This window comes from Pandoraea morbifera (genome assembly GCF_902459575.1).
GTDB lineage: Bacteria > Pseudomonadota > Gammaproteobacteria > Burkholderiales > Burkholderiaceae > Pandoraea > Pandoraea morbifera.
Genome location: NZ_CABPSD010000008.1, coordinates 1 through 22,828, shown reverse-complemented (window position 1 = coordinate 22,828; position 22,828 = coordinate 1). Strand labels below are relative to the sequence as shown.

Below are 22,828 nucleotides of genomic sequence, written 5' to 3'. Positions count from 1 at the left end.
ATTGCCCTGAAAAGCCAGTAGAATCTGGCCCGATGCAGTGAAATGCCCAGGCGAGGATGCATCTATTTATCGTCGGTGATAGCCGGCGAACTTTGGAGTGACTATTACTATGCAACACAACGTCAAGAAGTGGATGTGGCTGCTGCTGGCAGCACCGGCAATGGCAATGGCTCAGCAGAGCGCCCCGCTCGACGCTGACAAGAAGGCGGCCATCAAGGAACTGCTCGACGCCATCGATTCGTCCAAGCTCGTGACCGCCATCGGCGAAGGCGCGCAGCAGCAGGCGAAGCAACTGGCGCCGCAAGTGCTCGAGCGCCAACTGGTCGAGAACAAGACGCTGACTGACGCGCAGAAGCAGGCCATCGTGCCGACGCTGCAACAAAATTCGGTTCAGAAGCTCGTCGACGGTGCAGGCAAGGTCTTCACTTCGGACAGCTTCAAGAACGACGCCGTGCAAGCGCAGTACAACGCTTATGGCAAGTTCTACACCACCGAAGAAATCAAGGGTCTCACGGCGTTCTACAAGAGCCCGGTCGGCCAGAAGTACATCAAGGTGCAGGATCAGGTCGGCCAGGAAGTCGTTGGCGGCCTGATGCAAAAGTACATGCCGCAATCGATCGACGCGACCAGCAAGCAAGCTGACGCCGAAATCGCCGCGGCCGCCAAGTCGGCACCGAAGGGTCCGGCCAAGAAGTAACGTCGGCGGATCCCGCGGGATTCGATCGATAATGGCCGTTTGCGAGCGATCGCAAACGGCCATTTTGCTTTGACGAGGAAAAACGGCAGATTCCTCTCGGAATTTTCCAGATTTTCGTCATCCGGCGCCGGATTTGCGGCTGACACCCGCACGTCGTGCCCAACTGGCGGTATAGTTGGGCCTTGCCGCCGCTTTTCTTACGCCTTTCTGTCATTTCTCTGGCTTCGGAGCGTCGTCGAACCGTCGCCGGGCCATCCCGGGCTATCGTTTGGGGGGGCAGCTCGCGACCGAACCGCCGCGATCCATCGTCAGACGTGAAACGCAAGCCGCACGGGTCAATGTCCGCCGGCTTGCGTTTCACTTTTACTGCTGCAAAACGATCATGACGCGCGCTTTCAACTTTTCCGCCGGTCCGGCGGCGCTCCCTGCCGAGGTGCTGACCCAGGCGGCCGAAGAGATGCTCGACTGGCACGGTGCCGGTATGGGCGTGATGGAAATGAGCCATCGCGGCCGTGAGTTCATGAGCATCCTGGCCGACGCGCAAGCCGATCTGCGCGAACTGCTCGCGGTGCCCGCCAACTACCGTATTCTTTTCATGCAGGGCGGGGCGCTTGCCGAGAATGCGATCATCCCGATGAATCTGCTCGGTGGCGCGCGCGCGGCGCAGCGCCAGACGGCGGACTATGTCGTGACCGGCTCCTGGTCGGTGAAGTCGCAGAAGGAGGCGCGCAAGTATTGCGACGTCAATATCGCCGCGAGCACCGAAGCGGAGAACTTCACCCGGTTGCCGGGCATGGAAGAGTGGCGGCTTTCGAAGGATCCGGCCTACGTCCACATCTGCACGAACGAAACCATTCACGGCGTGGAGTATTTCTGGACACCTGATCTGGCGACCGTGGGGCTGGCCGACGTGCCGCTCGTCGCAGATGTCTCGTCGCACATTCTGTCGCGCCCGATGGATGTGTCGAAGTTCGGCGTGATGTATGGTGGGGCGCAGAAGAACATCGGGCCGTCGGGGCTGACCGTCGTGATTGTGCGCGACGACCTGCTCGGCCGAGCTTTGCCGTTCACGCCGAGTGCGTTCGACTGGAAGATCGTGGCCGAGAACGATTCGATGTTCAACACGCCACCGACCTATGCGATCTATATCGCGGGTCTGGTGTTCCAGTGGCTCAAGCGCCAGGGCGGGCTGGCCGCCATGGAAGCGCAGAACAAGGCAAAGGCGGACCTCCTGTACGGCTTCCTGGACGGCAGCGACTTTTACCGAACGCCGGTGGCGCCGGACTGCCGTTCGCGCATGAACGTGCCGTTTTTCCTGCGCGACGACGCATTGAACGAGACCTTCCTGGCCGGCGCTCGCGAGCGCGGCCTGCTGCAACTCAAGGGCCACAAGTCCGTGGGGGGTATGCGCGCCTCGATCTACAACGCGATGCCGCTCGACGGCGTCCGGGCGCTGGTCGACTATCTGCGCGAATTCGAGCGCAGCCACGGCTGACGGGGACGCGCGACCGGTGCATTTGAACGCTTTCAATGCTTTGAACGTCCTGCGGGACTTCGCACCGGGGGCCGTCCGACCATGTCCCATCGCAAGAAGACAATACGTTCCATGGATGAAGATCTGAACGCATCGCTGCGCCCCTTGCGCGAGAAAATCGATGCCATCGACGCACAGCTCCTCAAGCTGCTCAATCAACGTGCGGCCGTCGCCCTGGAAGTGGGCGAGGTCAAGAAGCGTTTCGGTGCGCCGGTGTTTCGACCCGAGCGCGAACTGCAGGTGATTTCACGCTTGCAGCAGGCCAACGATGGGCCGTTGTACGGCGACAACCTGGCCTCGATCTGGCGTGAAATCATGTCGGCGAGCCGTGCACTGGAGAAGGTGCTGACCGTTGCCTATCTGGGGCCGGCCGGCACCTACAGTGAGCAGGCGGCCTTCTCGTATTTTGGTCAGAGTGTGAAGGGCCTGCCGTGCCCGTCGCTCGACGAGGTATTTCGTGCGGTCGAAGCCGGCAGCGCGGACTTTGGCGTGGTGCCTGTCGAGAATTCCACCGAGGGCGTGGTGTCGCGCACGCTCGATCTGCTTCTGCAAAGCCCGCTGACGATCAGTGGCGAAGTGGCGCTGCCGATTCATCACAACCTGATGTCGCAATCCGGGACGCTCGACGGCGTGACCCGAATCTGCTCGCATGCGCAATCGCTCGCGCAATGCCAGCACTGGTTGACAGCGCATTTCCCGAAGTTGGAGCGTCAGGCCGTGTCGAGCAACGCGGAGGCGGCTCGCATGGCCGCCGCGGATCCGAGCGTTGCCGCGATTGCCGGGGAATCCGCCGCCACCCAGTACGGTCTGCAAATCGCGTTTTCGCATGTGCAGGACGATCCGCACAACCGCACCCGCTTCGTCGTTGTCGGTACGCAGGACCCTGCACCGAGCGGGCGAGACCAGACCTCGCTCATTCTGTCGGTGCCCAATCGTGCCGGCGCTGTAGTGGCATTGCTCGAGCCCCTCGCGAACAACGGTGTGTCGATGACGCGCTTCGAGTCGCGCCCCGCCAAGAGCGGCGCGTGGGAGTACTACTTCTACATCGACTTCGAAGGGCACCGCGACGATCCGAATGTCGCCAAGGCGCTCGAATCGCTGCGTCAGAACGCGGCTTATTGCAAAGTGCTCGGGTCCTACCCGCGTTCCGCATGAGCGGCGGCGACGGGACGATGGTCCTGAACAAACTCGTCATTTGCGGCGTGGGCCTGATCGGCGGCTCGCTCGCGCGAGCGCTGAAGTCGGAAGGCGCCGTGAAGGAAGTGGTCGGCGTCGGGCGCAGTGAGGCGTCGCTTCGCCGCGCGTGCGAGCTTGGCGTAATCGATCGCGCGGCTACGTCGATGGCGGATGCCGTGACAGGGGCCGATGTCGTGGTGCTCGCGGCGCCGGTGGCGCAAACGCCCGCACTGCTAAGCGAAATTCGGCCCTGTCTCGGCGGGAATACGATCGTCACCGACGCCGGAAGCACCAAGTCGGACGCGGTGGCTGCCGCCCGCGCGACGCTCGGGAACGACGCCTGGCGGTTCGTGCCTGGTCATCCGATTGCCGGCGCGGAGCGCTCCGGCGTCGAGGCCGCAAAGGTGGACCTGTACCGGGATCGCCGCGTGGTGCTGTGTCCGCAACCGGGCAACCGCGCCGAGGACGTGGCGCGCATTCGTACCATGTGGGAGGCGACGGGCGCACGCGTATCGGAAATGTCCGAAACGCAGCACGATCATGTGTTCGCGTCGGTCAGTCATTTGCCACACGTTCTCTCGTACGCGTTGATCGCCCAGATTCTCGACGCACCGGATGCGTCGTTGAAGTTCGGCTTCGCCGGCGGGGGATTTCGCGACTTCACCCGCATCGCGGCGTCGAACCCCGAAATGTGGCGCGATATCTGCGTGGCCAATCGTGATGCGTTGCTGGCCGAACTCGACGGTTACCTCGCCACGCTCGGCGCGCTGCGACAATTGATCGATGCCGGCGATGGCGCCGGTCTCGAGGCCGTATTCGCGCGCGCCAGCCAGGCACGCACGGACTGGGCCAGGCAACAGGAAAAGTAATGGAAACGCTCGATCTCGGCCCTTTCGGCCACGCCGAAGGCACACTCCGCCTGCCCGGCTCGAAAAGCATCTCGAACCGCGTGCTGCTGCTCGCCGCGCTCTCGCGGGGCACGACCCGCGTGCGGGAGCTGCTCGCGTCCGACGACACGCAAGTGATGCTCGATGCGCTCGCCGCGCTCGGCGTCAAGTGCACGCAGGTTGGCGATTCGCGCGACTTCATCGTCGAGGGATGTGGCGGTGCGTTTCCCGTCAAGGCCGCGAAACTGTTCATGGGGAATGCGGGGACGGCGATTCGCCCCCTCACGGCGGCGCTCTCGCTCAGTCATGGCGACTATGAAGTGTCGGGCGTGGCACGGATGCACGAGCGGCCGATTGGCGATCTGGTCGATGGCCTGCGTCAACTGGGCGCGCAGATCGATTACGTCGGCAATGCCGGTTTTCCGCCGTTGCATATCAAGCCTGCCGACGTGCTCGCGCCGCAATCGCCGATTCGCGTGCGGGGCGACGTGTCGAGCCAGTTCCTGACGGCGCTGCTGCTTACGTTGCCGCTGCTCGTTTCGGCAACCGGTGAGATCGTCGTGGAGGTCGAGGGTGAGCTCATCTCGAAGCCCTACATCGACATCACCCTGCGGCTGCTACGGCGTTTCGGGATCGATGTCCGGCAGGACGGCTGGTCCCGCTTCACGCTCCCTGCGGCGAGCGCGGACGGCGCGAAGTATCGCAGTCCGGGAGACATCCGCGTCGAAGGCGACGCCTCGTCGGCATCGTATTTTCTCGCGGCCGGCGCCATTGGCGGTGGGCCGATGCGTGTGGAGGGCGTGGGACGCGACAGCATTCAGGGCGACGTGCGCTTCGTCGAAGCGCTGGAGGCGATGGGGGCGCGCGTGACGTTGCACGACGATGCCATCGAAGTGAACGGCATTGACACGCCGAGCGGCAAGCTGCGCGCGCTCGACATGGACTTCAATCACATTCCCGATGCGGCGATGACGATCGCGGTGGCGGCGCTTTTCGCCGATGGCACGACCACGCTGCGCAACATCGCAAGCTGGCGTGTCAAAGAGACGGATCGTCTCACGGCAATGGCCACGGAGCTGCGCAAGGTTGGCGCGACGGTCGAAGAGGGCGCCGATTATCTGCGTGTGACGCCTCCCGCCGCGTTGACGCCGAATGCTGTCATCGATACGTATGACGATCACCGCATGGCCATGTGTTTCTCGCTCGTGAGCCTGGGCGGTGTGCCGGTGACGATCAACGACCCGAAGTGCGTGGGCAAGACGTTCCCGACGTATTTCGCCGAGTTCACCCGGATCGCCTCGTAATCGCCTCGTGATCGCTTCGTGATCGCGTCGCATCCGCGTCGTATTCGTGCTATAGCCACGTCGCATCTCGAGACCTCCCGCTACAGTTCGGGGCCTCTGGCAGCCGTCCGGCGGCGCTTGGCTGTGCCGCGGTTTGTCGCGGCGCCTCGTGGTTTGGCGTGGTTTGTCGCCGTTTAGCGCGATTCGTCACGATTCGTCGCGAGCGAGCAGGCGAACCAGGGGTCGAATTACCCCTGACCCGCCGCTGCCACAGCAACGGGCCGTTGAGCACGACAATCGCGCTCGCGATGCGCCTCGCCACGATCTACAGCGTAGCGCGACCGCGCTGCCGACGACCTCGGCGAACTGCGCGCGATGATCGCCGTCTCGCACAACCCCCACAACGCCAGCGAAGTCCGACGGCTATACTGACTACGTGAGCGTTGCGCGAGATCGCGCCCGGCGACCCGCCCGACGCGCGCCGCGAGCCGCCGCAGCAACAATGCCATCACGCTCGAGCGCCGTACGACGCTAAGCAGCGTGAACCCATATCGGGCTCCCTCGGCAATGGCCGTGGCCCAATTGCCCGGATCCTTATTGCCAGCGGCGACCCGTGTGCCCGCCCCGGCGAATCCCATCCACCGCTGCGCGCGACGCGGCGTGAGGTCTCGCGGGTCGGGCGGTAGCCCCATGCGGGACTGAGTAAGGGATAATCGCGGCTCTGCATGGCAGTCAACGATCCGAACGGCGCCCGAAGCGCCTTTGCTTAAATGATGATCATTATCATTTGTGTGCGTGGTCTTATTTTTCAATGTGTTGGTTAGACAGAGACGAAGGGATGCCTGATTTGACGGTGGTGGACGATTCGATTCCGGTCATTACGGTGGATGGCCCGACGGCATCCGGCAAGGGCACGGTGGCACACCGTGTGGCGGATGCGCTGGGCTTTCACTACCTCGACAGCGGTGCCCTGTACCGGCTCACCGCGCTGGCGAGCGCGCGTCACGGCATCGACACGGACGACGTGGGGGCGCTGGCGGTGTTGGCAGAGACGCTCGACGTGCGCTTCAAGGACGAGCGAATCTGGCTGGCGGGTGAAGATGTGACCGACGCCATTCGCGCAGAGGCGATCGGCAACCGGGCGTCGGGGATCGCCGTGCACAAGGCGGTTCGTCAGGCGCTCACGTCGCTCCAGCGGGCATTCAAGACCGCCCCGGGACTCGTGGCGGACGGCCGCGACATGGGGACGGTGATCTTCCCGGAGGCCGAGTTGAAGGTGTTTTTGACGGCCACCCCGCAGGCTCGTGCCGAGAGGCGGTATAAGCAATTGATAGAAAAAGGATTTTCTGCTAACATAGACAGTCTCATGCTGGATCTTGAGGCGCGCGACGCGCGGGACCGTACCCGCGCAGAGGCGCCGCTGCGACCGGCAGAGGGTGCGCGGGTGCTCGACACGTCGGAGCTCAACGTCGATCAGGCGGTGGCTCAGGTGCTCGAATGGTTCGCGCAGGTGCAGTACCCGCAAGGCGCTTGACCGGGTGTTTCATGCAGTCATCCGGCCCGGCTTTGTTTAACCTTTAACCCAACCGTTGTACGTTAGCGTCGCCCCCTCGGGAGACGGACGTCAGCGGCGTAATCCACTTTTATGTCCGACCTGCAAACCTCGACCAACGAATCTTTCGCGGCGCTTTTCGAAGAGTCGCTCTCCCGTCAAGACATGCGTGCTGGTGAAGTCATCAGCGCAGAAGTCGTTCGGGTTGACCACAACTTCGTGGTCGTCAACGCCGGGCTCAAGTCCGAAGCGTACATCCCCATCGAAGAATTCCTGAATGATCAGGGCGAGGTCGAGGTTCAGGCCGGCGATTTCGTTTCCGTGGCGATCGACGCCCTGGAAAACGGCTACGGCGACACCGTGCTGTCGCGCGACAAGGCCAAGCGTCTGGCCTCGTGGCTGCAACTGGAAAAGGCCCTCGAATCGGGCGACCTCGTGACCGGTACGATCACCGGCAAGGTCAAGGGCGGTCTGACCGTGATGGTCAACGGCATCCGTGCATTCCTGCCGGGTTCGCTGGTTGACACGCGTCCGGTCAAGGACACGACCCCGTACGAAGGCAAGACCCTCGAATTCAAGGTCATCAAGCTCGACCGCAAGCGCAACAACGTTGTGCTCTCGCGCCGTGCCGTGATCGAAGCCACCCAGGGCGAAGAGCGCGCCAAGCTGCTCGAGACGCTCAAGGAAGGCGCGATCGTCAAGGGCGTGGTCAAGAACATCACCGATTACGGTGCGTTCGTCGACCTCGGCGGCATCGACGGCCTGCTGCACATCACCGACATCGCATGGCGTCGTGTGCGTCACCCGAGCGAAGTCCTGTCGGTTGGCCAGGAAGTCACCGCCAAGATCCTCAAGTTCGATCAGGAGAAGGGCCGCGTCTCGCTGGGCGTCAAGCAACTCGGCGAAGATCCGTGGGAAGGCATTGCTCGCCGTTACCCGCAAGGCACCCGCCTGTTCGGCAAGGTCACCAACATCACCGACTACGGCGCGTTCGTCGAAGTGGAATCGGGCATCGAAGGCCTGGTCCACGTGTCGGAAATGGACTGGACCAACAAGAACGTTGCCCCGACCAAGGTTGTCCAGCTGGGCGACGAAGTCGAAGTCATGGTGCTCGAGATCGACGAAGACCGTCGTCGTATCAGCCTCGGCATGAAGCAGTGCAAGCCGAACCCGTGGGATGACTTCTCGCGCAACTTCAAGAAGGGCGACAAGATCAAGGGCGCCATCAAGTCGATCACCGACTTCGGCGTGTTCATCGGTCTGCCGGGCGGCATCGACGGCCTGGTCCACCTGTCGGACCTGTCGTGGAGCGAAGCCGGCGAAGAAGCCGTTCGCAAGTACAAGAAGGGCGACGAAGTCGAAGCCGTGGTTCTGGGCATCGACGTCGAGAAGGAACGCATCTCGCTGGGTATCAAACAGCTCGAAGGCGATCCTTTCAACACCTTCGTGGCGATCCACGACAAGGGCTCGATCGTCGACGGTACCGTCAAGGCTGTCGATCCGAAGGGTGCCGTTGTGTCGCTGGGCGATGACGTCGAAGGTTACCTGCGCGCTTCGGAAATCTCGCACGACCGTGTGGAAGATGCCCGCAACGTGCTCAAGGAAGGTGATGCCGTCAATGCAATGATCGTCAACATCGATCGCAAGTCGCGCAACATCAACCTGTCGATCAAGGCCAAGGATTCGGCTGAACAGCAAGAGGCAATGAGCAAGCTGTCGTCGGATAGCTCGGCAGCGAGCGGCACCACGAACCTGGGTGCCCTGCTCAAGGCCAAGCTGGACAGCCAGAATCAGTAAGGTCCAAGGCCTATGACCAAGTCTGAATTGGTCAACCAGTTGGCGGCGCGGTTTCCCCAGTTGGTGCTCAAGGACGCCGATTTCGCGGTGAAGACGATTCTCGACGCGATGGCCGATGCGCTTGCGCGTGGTCATCGAATCGAAATCCGCGGATTCGGCAGCTTCGGGCTCAACCGTCGGCCGCCGCGCGTCGGCCGCAACCCGAAGTCGGGCGAGAAAGTGATGGTGCCGGAGAAGTTCGTGCCGCACTTCAAGCCCGGCAAGGAGTTGCGAGAGCGGGTTGATCACAAGGCGTCGGACCAATAAGGCCCTTTGGGATCTACTACGCAAGAAAAGCGCCTTCGGGCGCTTTTTTTGCGTCTGGCGGTCGTGCCGTGCGCGCGTGTCGATGCCACTTGCGCACAATCGACGCAAATGCGAAGCGGCATGCAGTAACGACGCCTCGCGGGGCACATCCGGTACAATACGCCCACGTGTCGGCACGGCGCGACGGCGGGTCACGATCCGGCGTGCGCGAGCCGCTCAAGTCGCAAAACATACGGCAATCCTGCCGCAGGAGCCTTTCGGCATGAAGCTGATTGTTTGGATCATTCGTCTCATCGTGTTCGTGGTGTTGCTGTGTCTCGCGCTCGCCAACACGGGCGAAGTCACGTTGAACCTGTTCCTGGGCCACACCTGGACGGCACCGCTCATCATGATCGGACTGGCGTTCTTCGTGGTGGGCGGCGTGATCGGCGTGCTCGCGACCTTGCCGAGCCTGATGCGGCAGCGTCTGGAACTGCGCCGCGCCCGGCGCGACCTGGCCCGTGCGCAACGTGACCCCGAGGCGAGCGATCAGCCGCCGATGCTGCCCCCGGTCTAAGCCGACGGCGCTCCCCCTCACATCGACTGTTTCAACGACAACACGCATTCATGGAATTCGAGGTCTGGTGGCTATTGGCCATCCCCGTGATCTTCGGCTGCGGCTGGGTAGCCGCGCGCCTGGATCTGCGCAGCCTGCTCTCGGAGAGCCGCAATTTGCCGGCGTCGTACTTCCGCGGGCTGAATTTCCTGCTCAACGAGCAACCAGACAAGGCCATCGACGCGTTCATCGAGGTGGCCAAGCTCGACCCCGAGACGACGGAGCTGCACTTCGCGCTGGGTAGCCTGTTTCGCCGTCGGGGCGAGACGGAGCGCGCCATTCGCGTGCATCAGAATCTGCTCTCTCGCGACGATCTGCCGCAAGCCGATCAGGAACACGCGCTCTACGAGCTCGGTCACGACTTCCTCAAGGCGGGTCTGCTCGACCGCGCCGAAGACGCCTTCGGTCGCCTGCACACGGGGCCCTTTGCGAAGGCGGCTCAACACGCCAAGCTCACGATCTACCAGATCGAGAAGGAGTGGCACAAGGCGCTGAGCGAGGCCGAAACCCTGAGCGAGCTCGACCCCGCAGTGTCGTATCGCAAGGAGATCGCGCAGTTCCATTGCGAGCTGGCGCAAGAAGCGCTGCAGCGCAAGGAGGTAGACGCCGTGGTGCGCGAGCTCGACGCCGCCCTCGCCGTGAATCCCGCGAACGTGCGTGCGCCGCTGCTGCGTGGCGACATGCTGCTCTCCGCTGGCGACGCCGAAGGTGCGTTGCGTGTGCTGAGCACCATCGAGCAACAGAACCCGGTGTATCTGGGGCTGGCGGCCAAGCGGCTGATGCGCGCCTACGAAGCCCTGGGTCGTGCCCCGGAAGGACTGGCGGTGCTGCGCGACGCGCTCAACAGGAATCCGTCGGACGATCTGCTCGAGATCGTGTACGAGAAGACGGTGGCGCTCGAGGGGCCGGAAGCCGCCCTCGCGCTGATGCGCGAGCAGATGCACAGGGCGCCGAGCGCGCCAGGCATGGCTCGCCTGCTCGAAGCGCACGCCGCAACCGCCCATGGCGACACGCAGTCGGATCTGCAGCTCATGGGCAAGCTCATCACGCAGCGCACCAAGTCGCTGCCGCGCTACGTCTGCGACCAGTGCGGCTTCCGCGCGCGATTGTTCTATTGGCAGTGCCCCGGCTGTAACGGCTGGGAGACGTATACGCCGCGACGTGCCGACGTGCCGGCGGCCTCCTAATTTTCTCAAGTTCGCGCAATCATGAAAGTCACCATCATCGGCTCCGGTTACGTCGGCCTCGTTACGGGCGCCTGTCTGGCAGACGTCGGCAACGACGTGTTCTGTCTCGACGTCGATCCGCGCAAGATCGAAATCCTGAACAACGGCGGCGTGCCGATTCACGAGCCGGGGCTGCAGGAAATCATTGCCCGCAACCGCAAGGCCGGCCGTCTGCAATTCTCGACGGATGTCGAAGCCTCGGTCGCGCACGGCGACGTGCAGTTCATCGCGGTGGGTACGCCCCCGGACGAGGACGGCTCCGCCGATTTGCAATATGTCGTTGCGGCGGCGCGCAACATCGGACGCTACGCCAGGAACTTCAAGGTGATCGTCGACAAGTCGACCGTGCCGGTCGGCACTGCGGACAAGGTGCGCGCGGCGGTCGCCGACGAGCTTGCCAAGCGCGGCGAGGACGTCTCGTTCTCGGTCGTCTCGAATCCCGAGTTCCTGAAGGAAGGGGCGGCCGTCGAGGATTTCATGCGTCCGGACCGCATCGTGATCGGCGTGGACGACGACGCGCAGGGCCAGCAGGCGCGCGCCATGATGAAGCGTCTGTACTCGCCGTTCAACCGCAACCACGAACGCACGCTGTACATGGACGTGCGCTCGGCCGAGTTCACCAAGTACGCGGCCAACGCCATGCTGGCGACGCGGATCTCGTTCATGAACGAGCTCGCGAATCTGGCCGATCGCGTGGGCGTGGATATCGAGGACGTGCGTCAGGGCATCGGATCGGACCCGCGTATCGGCTATCACTTCCTTTATGCCGGCTGCGGCTATGGCGGGTCATGCTTCCCGAAGGACGTGCAGGCACTCGTGCGGACAGCCGAGGACTACGGCCTGCCGCTGCGCATCCTGAATGCCGTCGAGGCGGTCAACGAAACGCAGAAGGCGGTGCTCATCGACAAGATCGTCGCGCGTCTCGGCAACGACCTGTCGGACAAGACGTTTGCCCTTTGGGGGCTGGCGTTCAAGCCGAACACCGACGACATGCGTGAGGCGCCGAGCCGTCGCGTGATCGCCGAGCTGGTGCGTCGGGGCGCCCGCGTGCGCGCCTACGATCCGGTGGCCCTGGAAGAGGCGCGTCGTGTGATCGCGCTCGATTTTGCCGATGATCCCGCCGGGCACGCCCGCATTGAATTCTGCGCGACGGAAGACGACACGCTGACGGGCGCCGACGCGCTCGTGATCGTCACGGAGTGGAAGGCCTTCCGCAGCCCGGACTTCGCCAAGGTGAAGTCGGCGTTGTCGCTTGCGCTGATCTTCGACGGTCGCAACCTGTATGAGCCGCAGACCATGCAGGAGCTGGGCATCGAGTACCACGGCATCGGCCGCGGCCAGCACGACACCGTCTGAATCGCGAGGATCGACGAATGACTTTGACGGCAACTTCGCTCTCTCGTACGGTGCAGGCGCCCGGCGTGCCCACGGTGCCGCGTGAGGCGTTCAACCGCGCGCGCGTGCTGATCGTCGGCGACGTGATGCTTGATCGCTATTGGTTCGGCGACGTCAATCGCATTTCGCCGGAGGCGCCGGTGCCCGTGGTGCACGTCAAGCGCAACGAGGAGCGTTTGGGCGGCGCGGCGAACGTGGCTCTCAACGCCACGTCGCTGGGGGCGCAGGCAGGGCTGCTCTGCGTGCTCGGCGAGGACGAGCCCGGCGAGCGGGTGGTCGATCTGCTCGACGCGAGCGGCGTGACGGCGTTCGTCACGCGCGATGCCGATCTGTCGACCACGATCAAGCTGCGCATCGTGTCGCGTCAACAGCAATTGCTGCGCATCGACTTCGAGAATCAGCCGGCGCGCGAAGTGCTGCTCGCCGTGCTCGATCAGTATCGTCAGTTGCTGGTGAACTACGACGTCGTGCTGCTCTCCGATTATGCGAAGGGCGGCCTGACGCATGTCCAGCCGATGATCGAAGCGGCGCGCAAGGCGGGCAAGCCCGTGCTCGTCGATCCGAAGGGCAGCGATTACGAGCGTTATCGGGGGGCCACCATCCTTACGCCGAACCGCTCCGAATTGCAGCAGGTCGTGGGCGAATGGCATTCGGAAGACGATTTGACGGTTCGCGCACAGAATCTGCGCGAATCGCTGGGGCTCGAAGCGTTGTTGCTCACGCGTTCGGAAGAGGGCATGACGCTCTTCACCCAGAACGGCGCGCTGCACGTCCCGGCGCAGGCACGCGAAGTGTATGATGTCTCGGGCGCGGGCGACACCGTGATTGCCACGCTCGCTGCCTCGCTCGCCGCCGGTCTGCCGCTTGCGCAGGCGGTGGTGCTCGCCAATCGCGCGGGCAGTATCGTCGTGGGCAAGCTGGGCACCGCGACCGTGGATTACACCGAACTCTTTTCCGATCTGACATGACCATCATCGTCACCGGCGCCGCCGGATTCATCGGCGCGAACCTCGTCAAAGCCCTCAACGAGCGCGGCGAGACCGACATCGTGGCGGTCGACAACCTCACACGTGCCGACAAATTCCGCAATCTGGTCGATTGCGAAATCAGCGATTACCTCGACAAGACCGATTTCGTCGCGCGTTTCCAGCGCCGCGAGTTCGGTCGCGTGCGCGCGATTTTCCATGAAGGCGCCTGCTCCGACACGATGGAGACCGACGGCCGCTACATGATGGAGAACAACTTCCGCTACACGCGCGCGTTGTTCGAGGCGTGCCAGGCGCAGACCGTGCCGTTTCTCTACGCGTCTTCCGCGGCGACGTATGGCGCCTCTGAAACGTTCGTGGAATCGCGCGAGTACGAGAAGCCCCTCAACGTCTATGGGTACTCGAAATTCCTCTTCGACCAGATCGTGCGTCGCGCCATGCGCGAGGCGGGCGGCAAACTGCCGAGCCAGGTGGCGGGGTTTCGATACTTCAACGTGTACGGCCCGCGCGAAGCGCACAAGGGGCGCATGGCTTCGGTGGCGTTCCACAACTTCAACGAATTCCGTGCCAACGGTCGCGTGAAGCTCTTCGGCGAGTACAACGGCTATGCGGCGGGCACGCAAAGTCGCGACTTCGTGTCCGTCGAGGACGTCGTCAAGGTGAATCTGCACTTCTTCGAACATCCCGAGCGAAGCGGCATCTTCAACCTCGGCACGGGCCGCGCACAGCCGTTCAACGACATTGCGGTCGCCGTGATCAACACGTTGCGCGAAGAGGCCGGCGAGGCGCCGCTCTCACTCGACGAGATGGTGCGGCAAGGGCTCGTCGAGTACATTCCGTTCCCCGACGCGCTACGCGGCAAGTATCAGTGCTTCACCCAGGCGAGCGTCGAACATCTGCGCCAGGCGGGCGGGTACCAGCAGCCGTTCTATACGGTCGGCGAAGGCGTCTCGCGCTACGTGCGCTGGCTGTTGGCCCAATAGACCAACGGGCCAGCAGGCAAGGGCCCGATGCCGTGCCTGGCGAGAACGGGGCCGACGTCTCGACGGGGAGCCGCATGGCTCCCCGTTTCGTTTGGCGTGCAGGGAGATGTCATCCGTGGGCGGTCTCGGGCGTTAAGGGAGTATCGGGGGTGTCTCGAGGTGGGGATATTGTCCCGAGTGACCTTATAGGGAATACATCATGCTTCGCAAACTCTTGCTGGCGGTGGTTGCCTTTTTCACCCTCTGCGGCCTGGCCATGGCCGCTGTCGACATCAATACCGCCGATCAGGCGCAGCTCGAATCGCTCAAGGGCATCGGGCCGGTCAAGTCCAAAGCCATCATCGAAGAACGCAACGCTCACGGACCGTACAAGGATGCCGCGGACGTCGCCAGGCGCGTGAAGGGCCTCGGCACCAAGTCCGTCGCCACGCTCCAGAGCGAAGGCATGACGATCAATGGTCAGGGCGCGGCGCCTGCCGTACCGGCCCCTGCGGCGAAGACCCCTGCGACGACGGCACCTGCCGCGCCGGTCCCCGCGACGAAGCCCCCTGCGGCGACGGCGCCTGCCGCTCAGGTCCCTGCCGCGACGGGCCGTCCGGCGCCGCCAGCCATGCAGCAGACCCCGGCAGCGCCGGGCAAGCCGGCCACGCCTGCCGCCACGCCCGCCACGCCCGCCACGCCCGCAATGCCGCCGAGCGCCACCCAGCATACGCCCACGCCGGTGCCCGCCGCCGGTTCGACGGCCAAGCCGGCGTCCCCGGGCGCAACGGCCTTGCCGGGCGCCGCGTCGGGACCTGCCGCCGCCGATGCGAAGGGTGGCAAATCGAAGAAGTCCAGGGCCGACAAGGCCGGGGGTGTCGCGCCAGGTGCCGCGTCCGCGCCTGCAGCCGCGCCCGCATCGCCTGCGGCACCGGCCGGTGGCTCGAAGTCGAAGAAGTCCAAGACGGACAAGACGGACAAGACGGACAAGACGGACAAGGCCGCGGCCTCGGCGGGATCCGCGCCGACGGCGACCGGTGCGGCGCCGGCGAAGTCGTCCAAGTCGAAGAAGGAGAAAGCGCCGTCGGCCGCGAGTGCGCCGAAGGTCTGAGGCCCGTCGGGGCGCCGGGCGGTCGCACTGGCGACGCCCGGCCATCACCCCGCTTCGAGCGCGGTCATGGCCGGTGGATTAGAATGTTTCGATTCCCGACCGAAAAAGCTCAGCGCAATGGCCTACAAGACTATCGAAGACACCATCGGCAATACGCCGCTGGTGCAATTGGTGCGTTTGCCCGACGACGAAATTCGCCGCCGCAACAACGTGATTCTCGGCAAGCTCGAGGGCAATAATCCGGCGGGGTCGGTGAAGGACCGTCCGGCGCTGTCGATGATCAAGCACGCCGAGTTGCGCGGACGCATCAAACCGGGCGACACGCTCATCGAAGCGACCTCGGGCAACACCGGCATTGCGCTGGCAATGGCTGCGGCCATTCGCGGCTACAAGATGATCCTCATCATGCCGGAGGACCTCTCCATCGAGCGCCGTCAGAGCATGGGGGCTTATGGCGCTCAGATCATCCTCACGCCGGTCAAGGGCGGCATGGAGTATGCGCGCGATCTCGCCGAGCAGATGCAGCGCGACGGGCGCGGCATCATCCTCGATCAGTTCGCCAATCCCGACAACCCGCTGGCGCATTACGAGACGACGGGTCCGGAAATCTGGCGTGACACGGAAGGCCGCATCACGCACTTCGTCTCTGCGATGGGCACGACGGGCACCATCATGGGCGTGTCGCAATACCTGAAGGAGCAGAACGACGCCGTGCAGATCATCGGCGCGGAGCCGGCGGACGGCTCCCGCATTCCCGGTATCCGCAAGTGGCCGGAAGCCTATCTGCCGAAGATTTTCGATCGCGCTCGCGTGGATCGTACCGTTTCCGTCACGCAGGCGGATGCCGAAATCATGGCGCGCCGGCTCGCGGCGGAAGAGGGGATCTTCTGCGGCATTTCGGCCGCTGGCGCCTGCCAGATCGCATTGAATCTGGCGCACGAGGTCGAGAATGCGACCATCGTGTTCGTGGTGTGCGATCGCGGCGATCGCTACCTGTCGACGGGGGTGTTCCCGGCGTGATGCGGGGACGTTGCCGGAGCGATGTCGGCGCCGCGTCATGAAAAACGGGACCCTCGGGTCCCGTTTTGTCGTCCGACGAACGACATGCTCAGGGGGCGCGTGCCGCCTTGATCGCGTCGGCGAGGTCGTACACCGACATCGCGTAGAAGAAGCTCCGGTTGTAACGCGTGAGCACGTAGAAGTTGTTCAGGCCCATGCGATATTGCGTCGGCTGGCCCGGCGTGGGCAGGTCGACAATGAGCACCGGCGTGTCGAGCTTTGCCCCCACGTCGAGCCGCGGCTCGTTCATCAACATGCCGGCCTTGATGAAGTCGCCGAGTTTCCAGTGCGGCTCGGGTTGTCCGTCCGCGCCGGCCTCTGCCAACCCCTGGCTGCCCCGATCGCTGGCAATGTTCCAGACAACCGGTTGACCGGCTTGCCAGCCATGTTGCTTGAGGAAGTTCGCAACGCTACCGATGGCGTCGGCCACGTCCGTTGTCAGATTGATCTTGCCGTCACCGGAGAAGTCGACCGCGTAGTTGCGAATCGACGATGGCATGAATTGCGGAATGCCGATGGCGCCTGCATATGAGCCGTAGACGCTGAAGGGGTCGACGCCGCGCTCGCGGGCATACAGCAGCAAGTTCTCCAGCTCGGTGCGGAACAGCGCCATGCGCTCGGACCGGTTGCGCGCGGGCGGGTAGTCGAACGCGAGCGTGGTGAGCGCGTCGATGGTGCGGAAGTTGCCCATGTGGCGCCCGTAGATCGTCTCGACACCGATGATGGCGACGATGATTTCTTCGGGCACGCCGAATTGCTGGGCCGCTCGCGACAGCGCGGCCGCATTCTGATTCCAGAAGCGCACGCCGCCATTGATGCGCGTGTTGTCGAGGAAATTCTTCTCGTAGCGGGTCCAGTTTTTCTGGCCGGGCGTGGCGGGCGGCGCGGCCAGGCGAGCGGCCGTTTGCGAGAAGACCACGCGCGAGAACACCCGCTGCAACTCGGCGCGATCGAAGCCGTCGCGCGCCACGATGTCGTTGATGAACGCGTCGACTTCGGGATTGGCCGCGTAACGCTGCGGCACGACTTCCTCCTCGAACTCGCTCTGCGCAACCTGCTTGCCGCGTGTCTGCGCGTGCGCGGCGGCGGTCGTGAGCGCGAACGTACCGAGGCACAGCGACAGGGCGATGCCGAGGGTGCGTGCCGTACGCGCGAGCGCAGCGCGAGGTGCTTGCCGGGGCGCGCCGGAGGCGTCGGTCGCGCGGCAGGGGGTGCCGGCCATTTCCGGTCGAGGTGCGAGGCGCGAGTGCGCCGGCGAAAGTGAATCGTACATCCGTACCGGTGATGTCATGCTGTCTGTCAGGCCTGTATGAAGTCCGAATGCGGCGCCGCCGGGGAACGATGGTCGCCGCGTTAGTCGCGTCGATGCCGGGATCGGTGCGCATCGATGTCGCGTGACGCGCGGTTTTGACCAGGGCATCGACCATTCATGCCAGTTACTGCCGTCCCGAATTTCGGGAGAACGGCCGTTGCCGGCTGACACGGGTCTGCTGGGAGACTGCTTGGCAGTATAACCGAGTGCACCTGTGATACCTTAAGGCCTGTGCGCTGTCGGTGACAGTGCTCATGGGGAATGCCGGCCATCGGCAAGCGTGTGCGAGTGATGTTCATGCTTGCGCGCCGCGCTTGCCAGGGGCTGCGTCCGGCCGCTACCGGACTTGCGAAACCACGGCGCGGCGGGCATTCCCCGCCCGTCCCACGATAACGATTCGAAGCGATAGGCGACACAAGGCATGGCTACCGGGTTTTATACGCATCCCGATTGCGTCCGTCACGAAATGGGCGAGTGGCATCCCGAATGCCCCGAACGACTGCGCGCCATCGAGGACCAGTTGATCGCCGGGCGCATCGACGGCCTGCTCGAACGCCGAGAAGCGCCGGCGGCCGACGAGGCCAGCCTGCGGCTCGTGCACACGCAGGACCACATCGACTTCATTCGCGACAACATTCCCGAGTCGGGCTATTTCCCGATCGACCCCGACACGCTGCTCAATCCGTATTCGTGGCGTGCTGCCACACGCGCGGCGGGCGCGGCCGTCGCGGCGACCGATGCCGTCATTCGCGGCGAACTCGACAATGCGTTCTGCAGCGTGCGTCCGCCGGGGCACCATGCCACGCCGACGCGGGCCATGGGGTTCTGCCTGTTCAACAACGTGGCGATCGCCGCCGCGCACGCGCTCGAAGTGCACGGGCTCTCGCGCGTGGCGATCATCGATTTCGACGTGCACCACGGCAACGGCACGGAAGCGGCGTTCGCCAACGACGAGCGGGTGCTGATGTGCGGCATCTTCCAGCATCCGTTCTATCCGTTCTCCGGCGCGCTCGATCCGGCGCCGAACATGCTCAACATCCCGCTTGCCGCGCGCACTTCCGGCATGCAGGCGCGCGAGGCGATCGACTATGGCTGGCTGGGGCAACTCGACGCGTTCCGCCCGGAAATGGTCTTCATCTCTGCGGGATTCGACGCGCATCGCGAAGACGATCTCGGCGGGCTCGGCCTGACCGAAGCCGACTTCACCTGGATTACGGAGCGGGTGAAGGCCGTTGCCGACCGGCATGCGAAGGGGCGCATCGTGAGCTGCCTGGAAGGCGGCTACAACCTCTCGGCGCTCGGACGCAGCGTCGTCGCTCATCTGAAGGTGCTCGCCGACGTCTGAAGTTTCGCGCCGGCCATCCTTCGTTGCCCCGCGCGCACGCGCCTCAGGAGACAACCATGACGGCAACCGACACCTCGGCGACGCCCGAGCCTCTCGTACTGGTGACGCGCGGCGAGGGCGACCTGGCCGGCGTGGTGACGCTCACGCTCAATCGGCCGCGTCAGTTCAATGCATTGTCGGAGGCGATGCTCGATTCGCTCGGGCGTGCCCTCGACGCAGTGGCGAGCGACGCAAGCGCACGCGTGGTGGTGCTGGGTGCCGCGGGCGCCGCATTCTGCGCAGGACATGATCTCAAGGAGATGCGCGCCGAGCCGTCGCTCGACTACTACCGCAAGCTGTTCGATCAGTGCACCCGCGTGATGCTCACGATGCAGCGCATGCCGCAGCCGGTCATCGCACGTGTGCATGGCATTGCGACCGCCGCAGGCTGCCAACTGGTCGCGATGTGCGACTTGGCGGTCGCCACCTCGGTGGCGCGGTTCGCCGTCTCGGGCATCAACGTCGGCCTGTTCTGCGCCACGCCGGGCGTGGCGCTCTCGCGCAACCTCTCCCGCAAGCAGGCCATGGAAATGCTGCTCACCGGCGACTTCATCGACGCGGACACGGCGCGCGAGCGAGGGCTGGTCAATCGCGTGGTGGCGATGGAGCGGCTCGATGCGGAGGTCGCGGCGCTGTGCCGCTCGATTCTCGCCAAGCCCGCGGCAGCGGTTGCGGCAGGCAAGGGATTGTTCTATCGGCAAGTCGAAACCGGTATCGAGGCAGCCTATCAGCTGGCCGGGCAGACGATGGCTTGCAACATGATGGACGCGTGCGCGCTCGAAGGCGTGCAGGCATTCATCGAAAAACGCCCGCCCGATTGGGCAACGCCGACAACGACCTGAGCCGCTGGCGCCTGTGCGTCACCACTGCTTTTCGAGCACGAGCGGCCCGGGCGTGGCGGTACGGCTTACGGCGTAGCCGCGTTGTGTGAACCAGGTACGCAATTCCTTGATCATGTCCGGGTTGCCACACACCATGATGCGCGATGTGGCCGGGTCGAGCGTCGCCCCCATCGCCTTTTCCAGTTCCCCGGAGTCCAGCAACGACGTAATGCGTCCCGACAGCGCGCCGGGCGCTTGCTCGCGCGTGACGCTGACGGCGAAATGCAGCTTGCTCACGAGTGACGGATCGACGTCGGGATGCGAGAAGTGCTTCAGTTCCTCGTAGTAGGCGAGGTCGCGCTCCCATCGCACGCTATGCACGAGGAAGATGCGCTCGAAACGCTGCCATACGGCAGGGTCCCGCAGTATCGATACGAACGGTGCAAGGCCGGTGCCCGTGGCGAGCAGCCAGAGATCGTCGCCGCCCGTGAAGCGGTCGAGCGTCAGGAAGCCATAGGCGGTGTGATCGACGAAGAGTTCGTCGCCGACCTCGAGTTGGGACAGGCGCGGCGAGAGTTGTCCGCCGGGCACAGTGATTGCATAGAACTCCAATGTATCTTCGGCGGGCGAATTCACGAAGGAGAACGCTCGCCAGATCAGTTGTCCGTCGTCGCCCGGCAGTCCCAGTCGGACGAACTGGCCCGGCGTGAAGCTCAGGCCGGCCGGGCGCGTCGTCTTGATGCTGAAGATCGTCGGTGTCCAGAAATGCATGCCGGTGACGGTTTGCGGCGAGTACTTCGTCTGCGATTGCATGCCGGGGGCTCCTCGCGATTCCACACGGCTTCAGTGTAACGCGCGGGGGGAAGGGCCGTGGCGAGACCCTCCTCGCATGCGGGGTTCCGGGGGGGGGCGAGAACCGGCGGACTCGCGTTCAGCCGTGGTCGTGGGTGCCCAGCGCGGCCTGCCGGTAGGCCGACGGCGGCGCGGTCGTTGCCGATGGCGCATCGCCCAGATGCAGCTGCAGCCACTGCGTCAGCTCGTCGATGACCGTCTGCCTGTCGAGATCGTTGAGCGTTTCATGAAAGCGTCCGGGGTAGAGGCGCAGTGTCTTGTCTTTCGAGCCGGCGTTGCCGTGAAACTGCTCGCTCGCCCAGGGCGCGGTGAGCCGGTCGGCGGTGCCGTGAAACACGTAGAGCGGCAATTGCAGGGCGTCGGCGTTGGCATGGATGCGCGCCATCGCGTCGATCAGTTCGGCGGCGGTGCGCGCCGGGGTGCCACGGTAGGCGTTGAGCGGGTCCTGTTTGGCGGCCTCGACGACGCGCTTGTCGCGAGAGATGAGCGCCGGATCGATCTTGAAGACAGGCACTTTCGGCAGCCAGCGCGACGCCCAGCGGCCGGCGGTCATCATCCACGGTGCCACGGGTTCGCCGGGGCCGAGCGCCGGGCTGCTGAGCATCAGGCCACGCACGTTCGCCGGCGCGCGCGTAATTACATACAAGGCCGCGATTGCGCCCCCCATGCTGTGGCCGAGCAGAAAGAGCGGGGTCGGGCCGAAGGTCGTGCGCACCTGGGTGAGAAAGATTTCGGTGTCGTCGAGATATTCGTCGAAATGCTTGACGAAGACGCGGCTGCCGCCGGAGCGGCCGTGTCCGCGCAGATCGTAGGCGACCGTGGCGATGCCCAGCGATGCGAAGTGTCCGGCCAGCGACGCATAGCGGGCGCCATGTTCACCCATGCCGTGCACGATGGCGACGACGGCGCGCAGCGGGGCGTGCGTGTCGGCGGGCCGCCAGGTGTGCATGTGCAGCAAAAGGCCGTCACTGGCCTGCAGGCGCGATTCCTGATACGAAACCGTCGAATTCGGCGTGGTCATGTCTCCTCCTGACGCGCTGGCGTGGCCGCCGTCGCCCGGACGCCGTGACGTTGACGACGACCGCAGCGGCCCGCCGCCGGCGCGGCGATGATCGGGTGCGCCATTCGATCATAGACGTGGGCGCGGCGGGGTGTTTTCTCTAGAGGAAATGCACCACGCCGACACTGGCTGTACGTCACGATTTGCATAAAAATAGCACGATCGTTCGGGGCTGGGGCCTCGTCGCGGCGCGCTTGTTCATCGAGGGGGGACGCTGCTGTCGAGAAGACCCGGCAAGCTCGGCAAGTCGAGAAGGCATCGGAGTCCGTCGCCAAGGGTTTTGCCGCAAAATGCCTCAAATTCGCAATAAATGCGTCATGCGCCGTGTGGTTATAATGGCAGCGGATTGACGTAAACGTAAACTTGGAGCGAGTTCACATGAAGATCCTGGTACCGGTCAAACGGGTAGTGGATTACAACGTAAAGGTTCGCGTGAAGAGCGACGGCAGTGGCGTCGACATTGCGAACGTGAAGATGTCGATGAATCCGTTCGACGAAATCGCGGTTGAGGAGGCGGTGCGTCTGAAGGAAGCGGGCGTGGCGACGGAAGTGATCGCGGTGTCGGCGGGGGTGTCGCAATCGCAGGAGACGCTGCGCACGGCGCTGGCGATCGGCGCGGACCGCGCGATCCTGATCGAGTCGGACGACGAGCTTCAGCCACTGGCGGTGGCCAAGTTGCTCAAGGCGGTGGTGGACAAGGAGCAGCCGCAACTGGTGATTCTGGGCAAGCAGGCGATCGACGACGATTCCAATCAAACCGGGCAGATGCTTGCGGCGCTGGCGAGGCTGCCGCAGGCGACGTTCGCCTCGAAGGTGACGGTGGCGGACAACCG

At 64.4% G+C, this 22,828-nt stretch carries 22 protein-coding genes; 18 read left to right on the top strand and 4 right to left on the bottom strand.

The annotated features are described in order from the left end of the window. Positions 1 to 109: 109 nt before the first annotated feature. The 5 genes from PMO31116_RS14300 (at position 110) to aroA (ending at position 5,598) form a co-directional block, all read left to right on the top strand. Positions 110 to 697 carry a DUF2059 domain-containing protein gene (locus PMO31116_RS14300; protein WP_150567307.1) on the top strand — a complete coding sequence of 196 codons (588 nt, stop codon included), beginning with the start codon at positions 110 to 112 and terminating at the stop codon, positions 695 to 697. A gap of 382 nt (positions 698 to 1,079) precedes the next feature. Further along, the gene (gene serC, locus PMO31116_RS14295; RefSeq protein ID WP_150567306.1) at positions 1,080 to 2,192 is read left to right on the top strand and encodes a 3-phosphoserine/phosphohydroxythreonine transaminase; all 1,113 of its coding nucleotides are present in this window, start codon (positions 1,080 to 1,082) and stop codon (positions 2,190 to 2,192) included. Between the two features lie 111 nt (positions 2,193 to 2,303). Then, positions 2,304 to 3,386, top strand: a complete 1,083-nt coding sequence (pheA, locus tag PMO31116_RS14290) for a prephenate dehydratase (protein ID WP_150567305.1) — start codon at positions 2,304 to 2,306, stop codon at positions 3,384 to 3,386. Then, positions 3,383 to 4,276, top strand: a complete 894-nt coding sequence (locus PMO31116_RS14285) for a prephenate dehydrogenase (RefSeq protein WP_425494795.1) — start codon at positions 3,383 to 3,385, stop codon at positions 4,274 to 4,276. Before pheA ends, PMO31116_RS14285 begins: the two co-directional genes overlap by 4 nt. After that, positions 4,276 to 5,598 (top strand): 3-phosphoshikimate 1-carboxyvinyltransferase, encoded by a 1,323-nt coding sequence (gene aroA, locus PMO31116_RS14280; protein WP_150567303.1) that lies wholly within the window; start codon positions 4,276 to 4,278, stop codon positions 5,596 to 5,598. Before PMO31116_RS14285 ends, aroA begins: the two co-directional genes overlap by 1 nt. Positions 5,599 to 5,825: 227 nt before the next feature. Here aroA and PMO31116_RS14275 read toward each other — a convergent pair whose 3' ends face one another. Further along, entirely contained in the window at positions 5,826 to 6,215 is a 390-nt protein-coding gene (locus PMO31116_RS14275; protein ID WP_246185311.1) for a divalent metal cation transporter, read from the bottom strand. 200 nt (positions 6,216 to 6,415) lie between these two features. Here PMO31116_RS14275 and cmk point away from each other — a divergent pair, with 200 nt between their 5' ends. The 10 genes from cmk to cysM all read left to right on the top strand — a co-directional run bounded on the left by cmk (position 6,416) and on the right by cysM (position 16,527). Beyond that, positions 6,416 to 7,111 (top strand): (d)CMP kinase, encoded by a 696-nt coding sequence (cmk, locus tag PMO31116_RS14270; RefSeq protein ID WP_217424752.1) that lies wholly within the window; start codon positions 6,416 to 6,418, stop codon positions 7,109 to 7,111. Between the two features lie 111 nt (positions 7,112 to 7,222). Continuing rightward, positions 7,223 to 8,926, top strand: a complete 1,704-nt coding sequence (gene rpsA, locus PMO31116_RS14265) for a 30S ribosomal protein S1 (protein ID WP_023597149.1) — start codon at positions 7,223 to 7,225, stop codon at positions 8,924 to 8,926. 12 nt (positions 8,927 to 8,938) lie between these two features. Next, a complete protein-coding gene (locus PMO31116_RS14260; protein WP_017232087.1) occupies positions 8,939 to 9,232 on the top strand; it encodes an integration host factor subunit beta in 294 nt (97 codons plus the stop codon). A gap of 262 nt (positions 9,233 to 9,494) precedes the next feature. After that, positions 9,495 to 9,788: a LapA family protein gene (locus tag PMO31116_RS14255; RefSeq protein WP_150567301.1), complete on the top strand. Its 294-nt coding sequence runs from the start codon at positions 9,495 to 9,497 to the stop codon at positions 9,786 to 9,788. Positions 9,789 to 9,838: 50 nt separating this feature from the next. Beyond that, positions 9,839 to 11,014 carry a lipopolysaccharide assembly protein LapB gene (lapB, locus tag PMO31116_RS14250; protein ID WP_023873456.1) on the top strand — a complete coding sequence of 392 codons (1,176 nt, stop codon included), beginning with the start codon at positions 9,839 to 9,841 and terminating at the stop codon, positions 11,012 to 11,014. Between the two features lie 21 nt (positions 11,015 to 11,035). Then, entirely contained in the window at positions 11,036 to 12,409 is a 1,374-nt protein-coding gene (locus tag PMO31116_RS14245) for a UDP-glucose dehydrogenase family protein (RefSeq protein WP_150567300.1), read from the top strand. A gap of 17 nt (positions 12,410 to 12,426) precedes the next feature. Next, positions 12,427 to 13,416 carry a D-glycero-beta-D-manno-heptose-7-phosphate kinase gene (rfaE1, locus tag PMO31116_RS14240; RefSeq protein WP_150567299.1) on the top strand — a complete coding sequence of 330 codons (990 nt, stop codon included), beginning with the start codon at positions 12,427 to 12,429 and terminating at the stop codon, positions 13,414 to 13,416. Continuing rightward, positions 13,413 to 14,417, top strand: coding sequence for an ADP-glyceromanno-heptose 6-epimerase (rfaD, locus tag PMO31116_RS14235; protein WP_150567298.1), 1,005 nt, complete (start codon positions 13,413 to 13,415; stop codon positions 14,415 to 14,417). Before rfaE1 ends, rfaD begins: the two co-directional genes overlap by 4 nt. Positions 14,418 to 14,616: 199 nt before the next feature. Continuing rightward, complete coding sequence (locus tag PMO31116_RS24290; RefSeq protein WP_150567297.1) at positions 14,617 to 15,507, top strand: ComEA family DNA-binding protein; 891 nt, start codon at positions 14,617 to 14,619, stop codon at positions 15,505 to 15,507. A 117-nt stretch (positions 15,508 to 15,624) separates the two neighbouring features. After that, positions 15,625 to 16,527 carry a cysteine synthase CysM gene (gene cysM, locus PMO31116_RS14225; RefSeq protein ID WP_150567296.1) on the top strand — a complete coding sequence of 301 codons (903 nt, stop codon included), beginning with the start codon at positions 15,625 to 15,627 and terminating at the stop codon, positions 16,525 to 16,527. 88 nt (positions 16,528 to 16,615) lie between these two features. Here the strand turns inward: cysM and mltB are convergent, their stop codons facing one another. Then, positions 16,616 to 17,788 (bottom strand): lytic murein transglycosylase B, encoded by a 1,173-nt coding sequence (gene mltB / locus PMO31116_RS14220; RefSeq protein WP_246185296.1) that lies wholly within the window; start codon positions 17,786 to 17,788, stop codon positions 16,616 to 16,618. Positions 17,789 to 18,299: 511 nt separating this feature from the next. Here mltB and PMO31116_RS14215 point away from each other — a divergent pair. Together PMO31116_RS14215 and PMO31116_RS14210 are read left to right on the top strand one after the other, a co-directional pair. Continuing rightward, positions 18,300 to 19,223: a histone deacetylase family protein gene (locus PMO31116_RS14215; RefSeq protein ID WP_150567295.1), complete on the top strand. Its 924-nt coding sequence runs from the start codon at positions 18,300 to 18,302 to the stop codon at positions 19,221 to 19,223. Positions 19,224 to 19,279: 56 nt separating this feature from the next. Continuing rightward, positions 19,280 to 20,104 carry an enoyl-CoA hydratase gene (locus PMO31116_RS14210; RefSeq protein WP_150567294.1) on the top strand — a complete coding sequence of 275 codons (825 nt, stop codon included), beginning with the start codon at positions 19,280 to 19,282 and terminating at the stop codon, positions 20,102 to 20,104. 18 nt (positions 20,105 to 20,122) lie between these two features. Here PMO31116_RS14210 and PMO31116_RS14205 read toward each other — a convergent pair whose 3' ends face one another. Together PMO31116_RS14205 and PMO31116_RS14200 are read right to left on the bottom strand one after the other, a co-directional pair. After that, a complete protein-coding gene (locus tag PMO31116_RS14205) occupies positions 20,123 to 20,896 on the bottom strand; it encodes a ferredoxin--NADP reductase (RefSeq protein ID WP_150567293.1) in 774 nt (257 codons plus the stop codon). Positions 20,897 to 21,014: 118 nt separating this feature from the next. After that, positions 21,015 to 21,956, bottom strand: a complete 942-nt coding sequence (locus PMO31116_RS14200) for an alpha/beta hydrolase (RefSeq protein WP_150567292.1) — start codon at positions 21,954 to 21,956, stop codon at positions 21,015 to 21,017. 417 nt (positions 21,957 to 22,373) lie between these two features. Between PMO31116_RS14200 and PMO31116_RS14195 the strand changes: the two genes are divergently transcribed. Beyond that, on the top strand, positions 22,374 to 22,828 hold a 455-nt coding region (locus PMO31116_RS14195; RefSeq protein ID WP_150567291.1), incomplete at its 3' end, for an electron transfer flavoprotein subunit beta/FixA family protein.

Bases quoted from the DNA above. Each gene is read 5' to 3' on its own strand.
- PMO31116_RS14300 (WP_150567307.1), top strand. From the start codon at position 110: ATGCAACACAACGTCAAGAAGTGGATGTGGCTGCTGCTGGCAGCACCG.
- serC (WP_150567306.1), top strand. From the start codon at position 1,080: ATGACGCGCGCTTTCAACTTTTCCGCCGGTCCGGCGGCGCTCCCTGCC.
- pheA (WP_150567305.1), top strand. From the start codon at position 2,304: ATGGATGAAGATCTGAACGCATCGCTGCGCCCCTTGCGCGAGAAAATC.
- PMO31116_RS14285 (WP_425494795.1), top strand. From the start codon at position 3,383: ATGAGCGGCGGCGACGGGACGATGGTCCTGAACAAACTCGTCATTTGC.
- aroA (WP_150567303.1), top strand. From the start codon at position 4,276: ATGGAAACGCTCGATCTCGGCCCTTTCGGCCACGCCGAAGGCACACTC.
- PMO31116_RS14275 (WP_246185311.1), bottom strand. From the start codon at position 6,215: ATGGGATTCGCCGGGGCGGGCACACGGGTCGCCGCTGGCAATAAGGAT.
- cmk (WP_217424752.1), top strand. From the start codon at position 6,416: ATGCCTGATTTGACGGTGGTGGACGATTCGATTCCGGTCATTACGGTG.
- rpsA (WP_023597149.1), top strand. From the start codon at position 7,223: ATGTCCGACCTGCAAACCTCGACCAACGAATCTTTCGCGGCGCTTTTC.
- PMO31116_RS14260 (WP_017232087.1), top strand. From the start codon at position 8,939: ATGACCAAGTCTGAATTGGTCAACCAGTTGGCGGCGCGGTTTCCCCAG.
- PMO31116_RS14255 (WP_150567301.1), top strand. From the start codon at position 9,495: ATGAAGCTGATTGTTTGGATCATTCGTCTCATCGTGTTCGTGGTGTTG.
- lapB (WP_023873456.1), top strand. From the start codon at position 9,839: ATGGAATTCGAGGTCTGGTGGCTATTGGCCATCCCCGTGATCTTCGGC.
- PMO31116_RS14245 (WP_150567300.1), top strand. From the start codon at position 11,036: ATGAAAGTCACCATCATCGGCTCCGGTTACGTCGGCCTCGTTACGGGC.
- rfaE1 (WP_150567299.1), top strand. From the start codon at position 12,427: ATGACTTTGACGGCAACTTCGCTCTCTCGTACGGTGCAGGCGCCCGGC.
- rfaD (WP_150567298.1), top strand. From the start codon at position 13,413: ATGACCATCATCGTCACCGGCGCCGCCGGATTCATCGGCGCGAACCTC.
- PMO31116_RS24290 (WP_150567297.1), top strand. From the start codon at position 14,617: ATGCTTCGCAAACTCTTGCTGGCGGTGGTTGCCTTTTTCACCCTCTGC.
- cysM (WP_150567296.1), top strand. From the start codon at position 15,625: ATGGCCTACAAGACTATCGAAGACACCATCGGCAATACGCCGCTGGTG.
- mltB (WP_246185296.1), bottom strand. From the start codon at position 17,788: ATGGCCGGCACCCCCTGCCGCGCGACCGACGCCTCCGGCGCGCCCCGG.
- PMO31116_RS14215 (WP_150567295.1), top strand. From the start codon at position 18,300: ATGGCTACCGGGTTTTATACGCATCCCGATTGCGTCCGTCACGAAATG.
- PMO31116_RS14210 (WP_150567294.1), top strand. From the start codon at position 19,280: ATGACGGCAACCGACACCTCGGCGACGCCCGAGCCTCTCGTACTGGTG.
- PMO31116_RS14205 (WP_150567293.1), bottom strand. From the start codon at position 20,896: ATGCAATCGCAGACGAAGTACTCGCCGCAAACCGTCACCGGCATGCAT.
- PMO31116_RS14200 (WP_150567292.1), bottom strand. From the start codon at position 21,956: ATGACCACGCCGAATTCGACGGTTTCGTATCAGGAATCGCGCCTGCAG.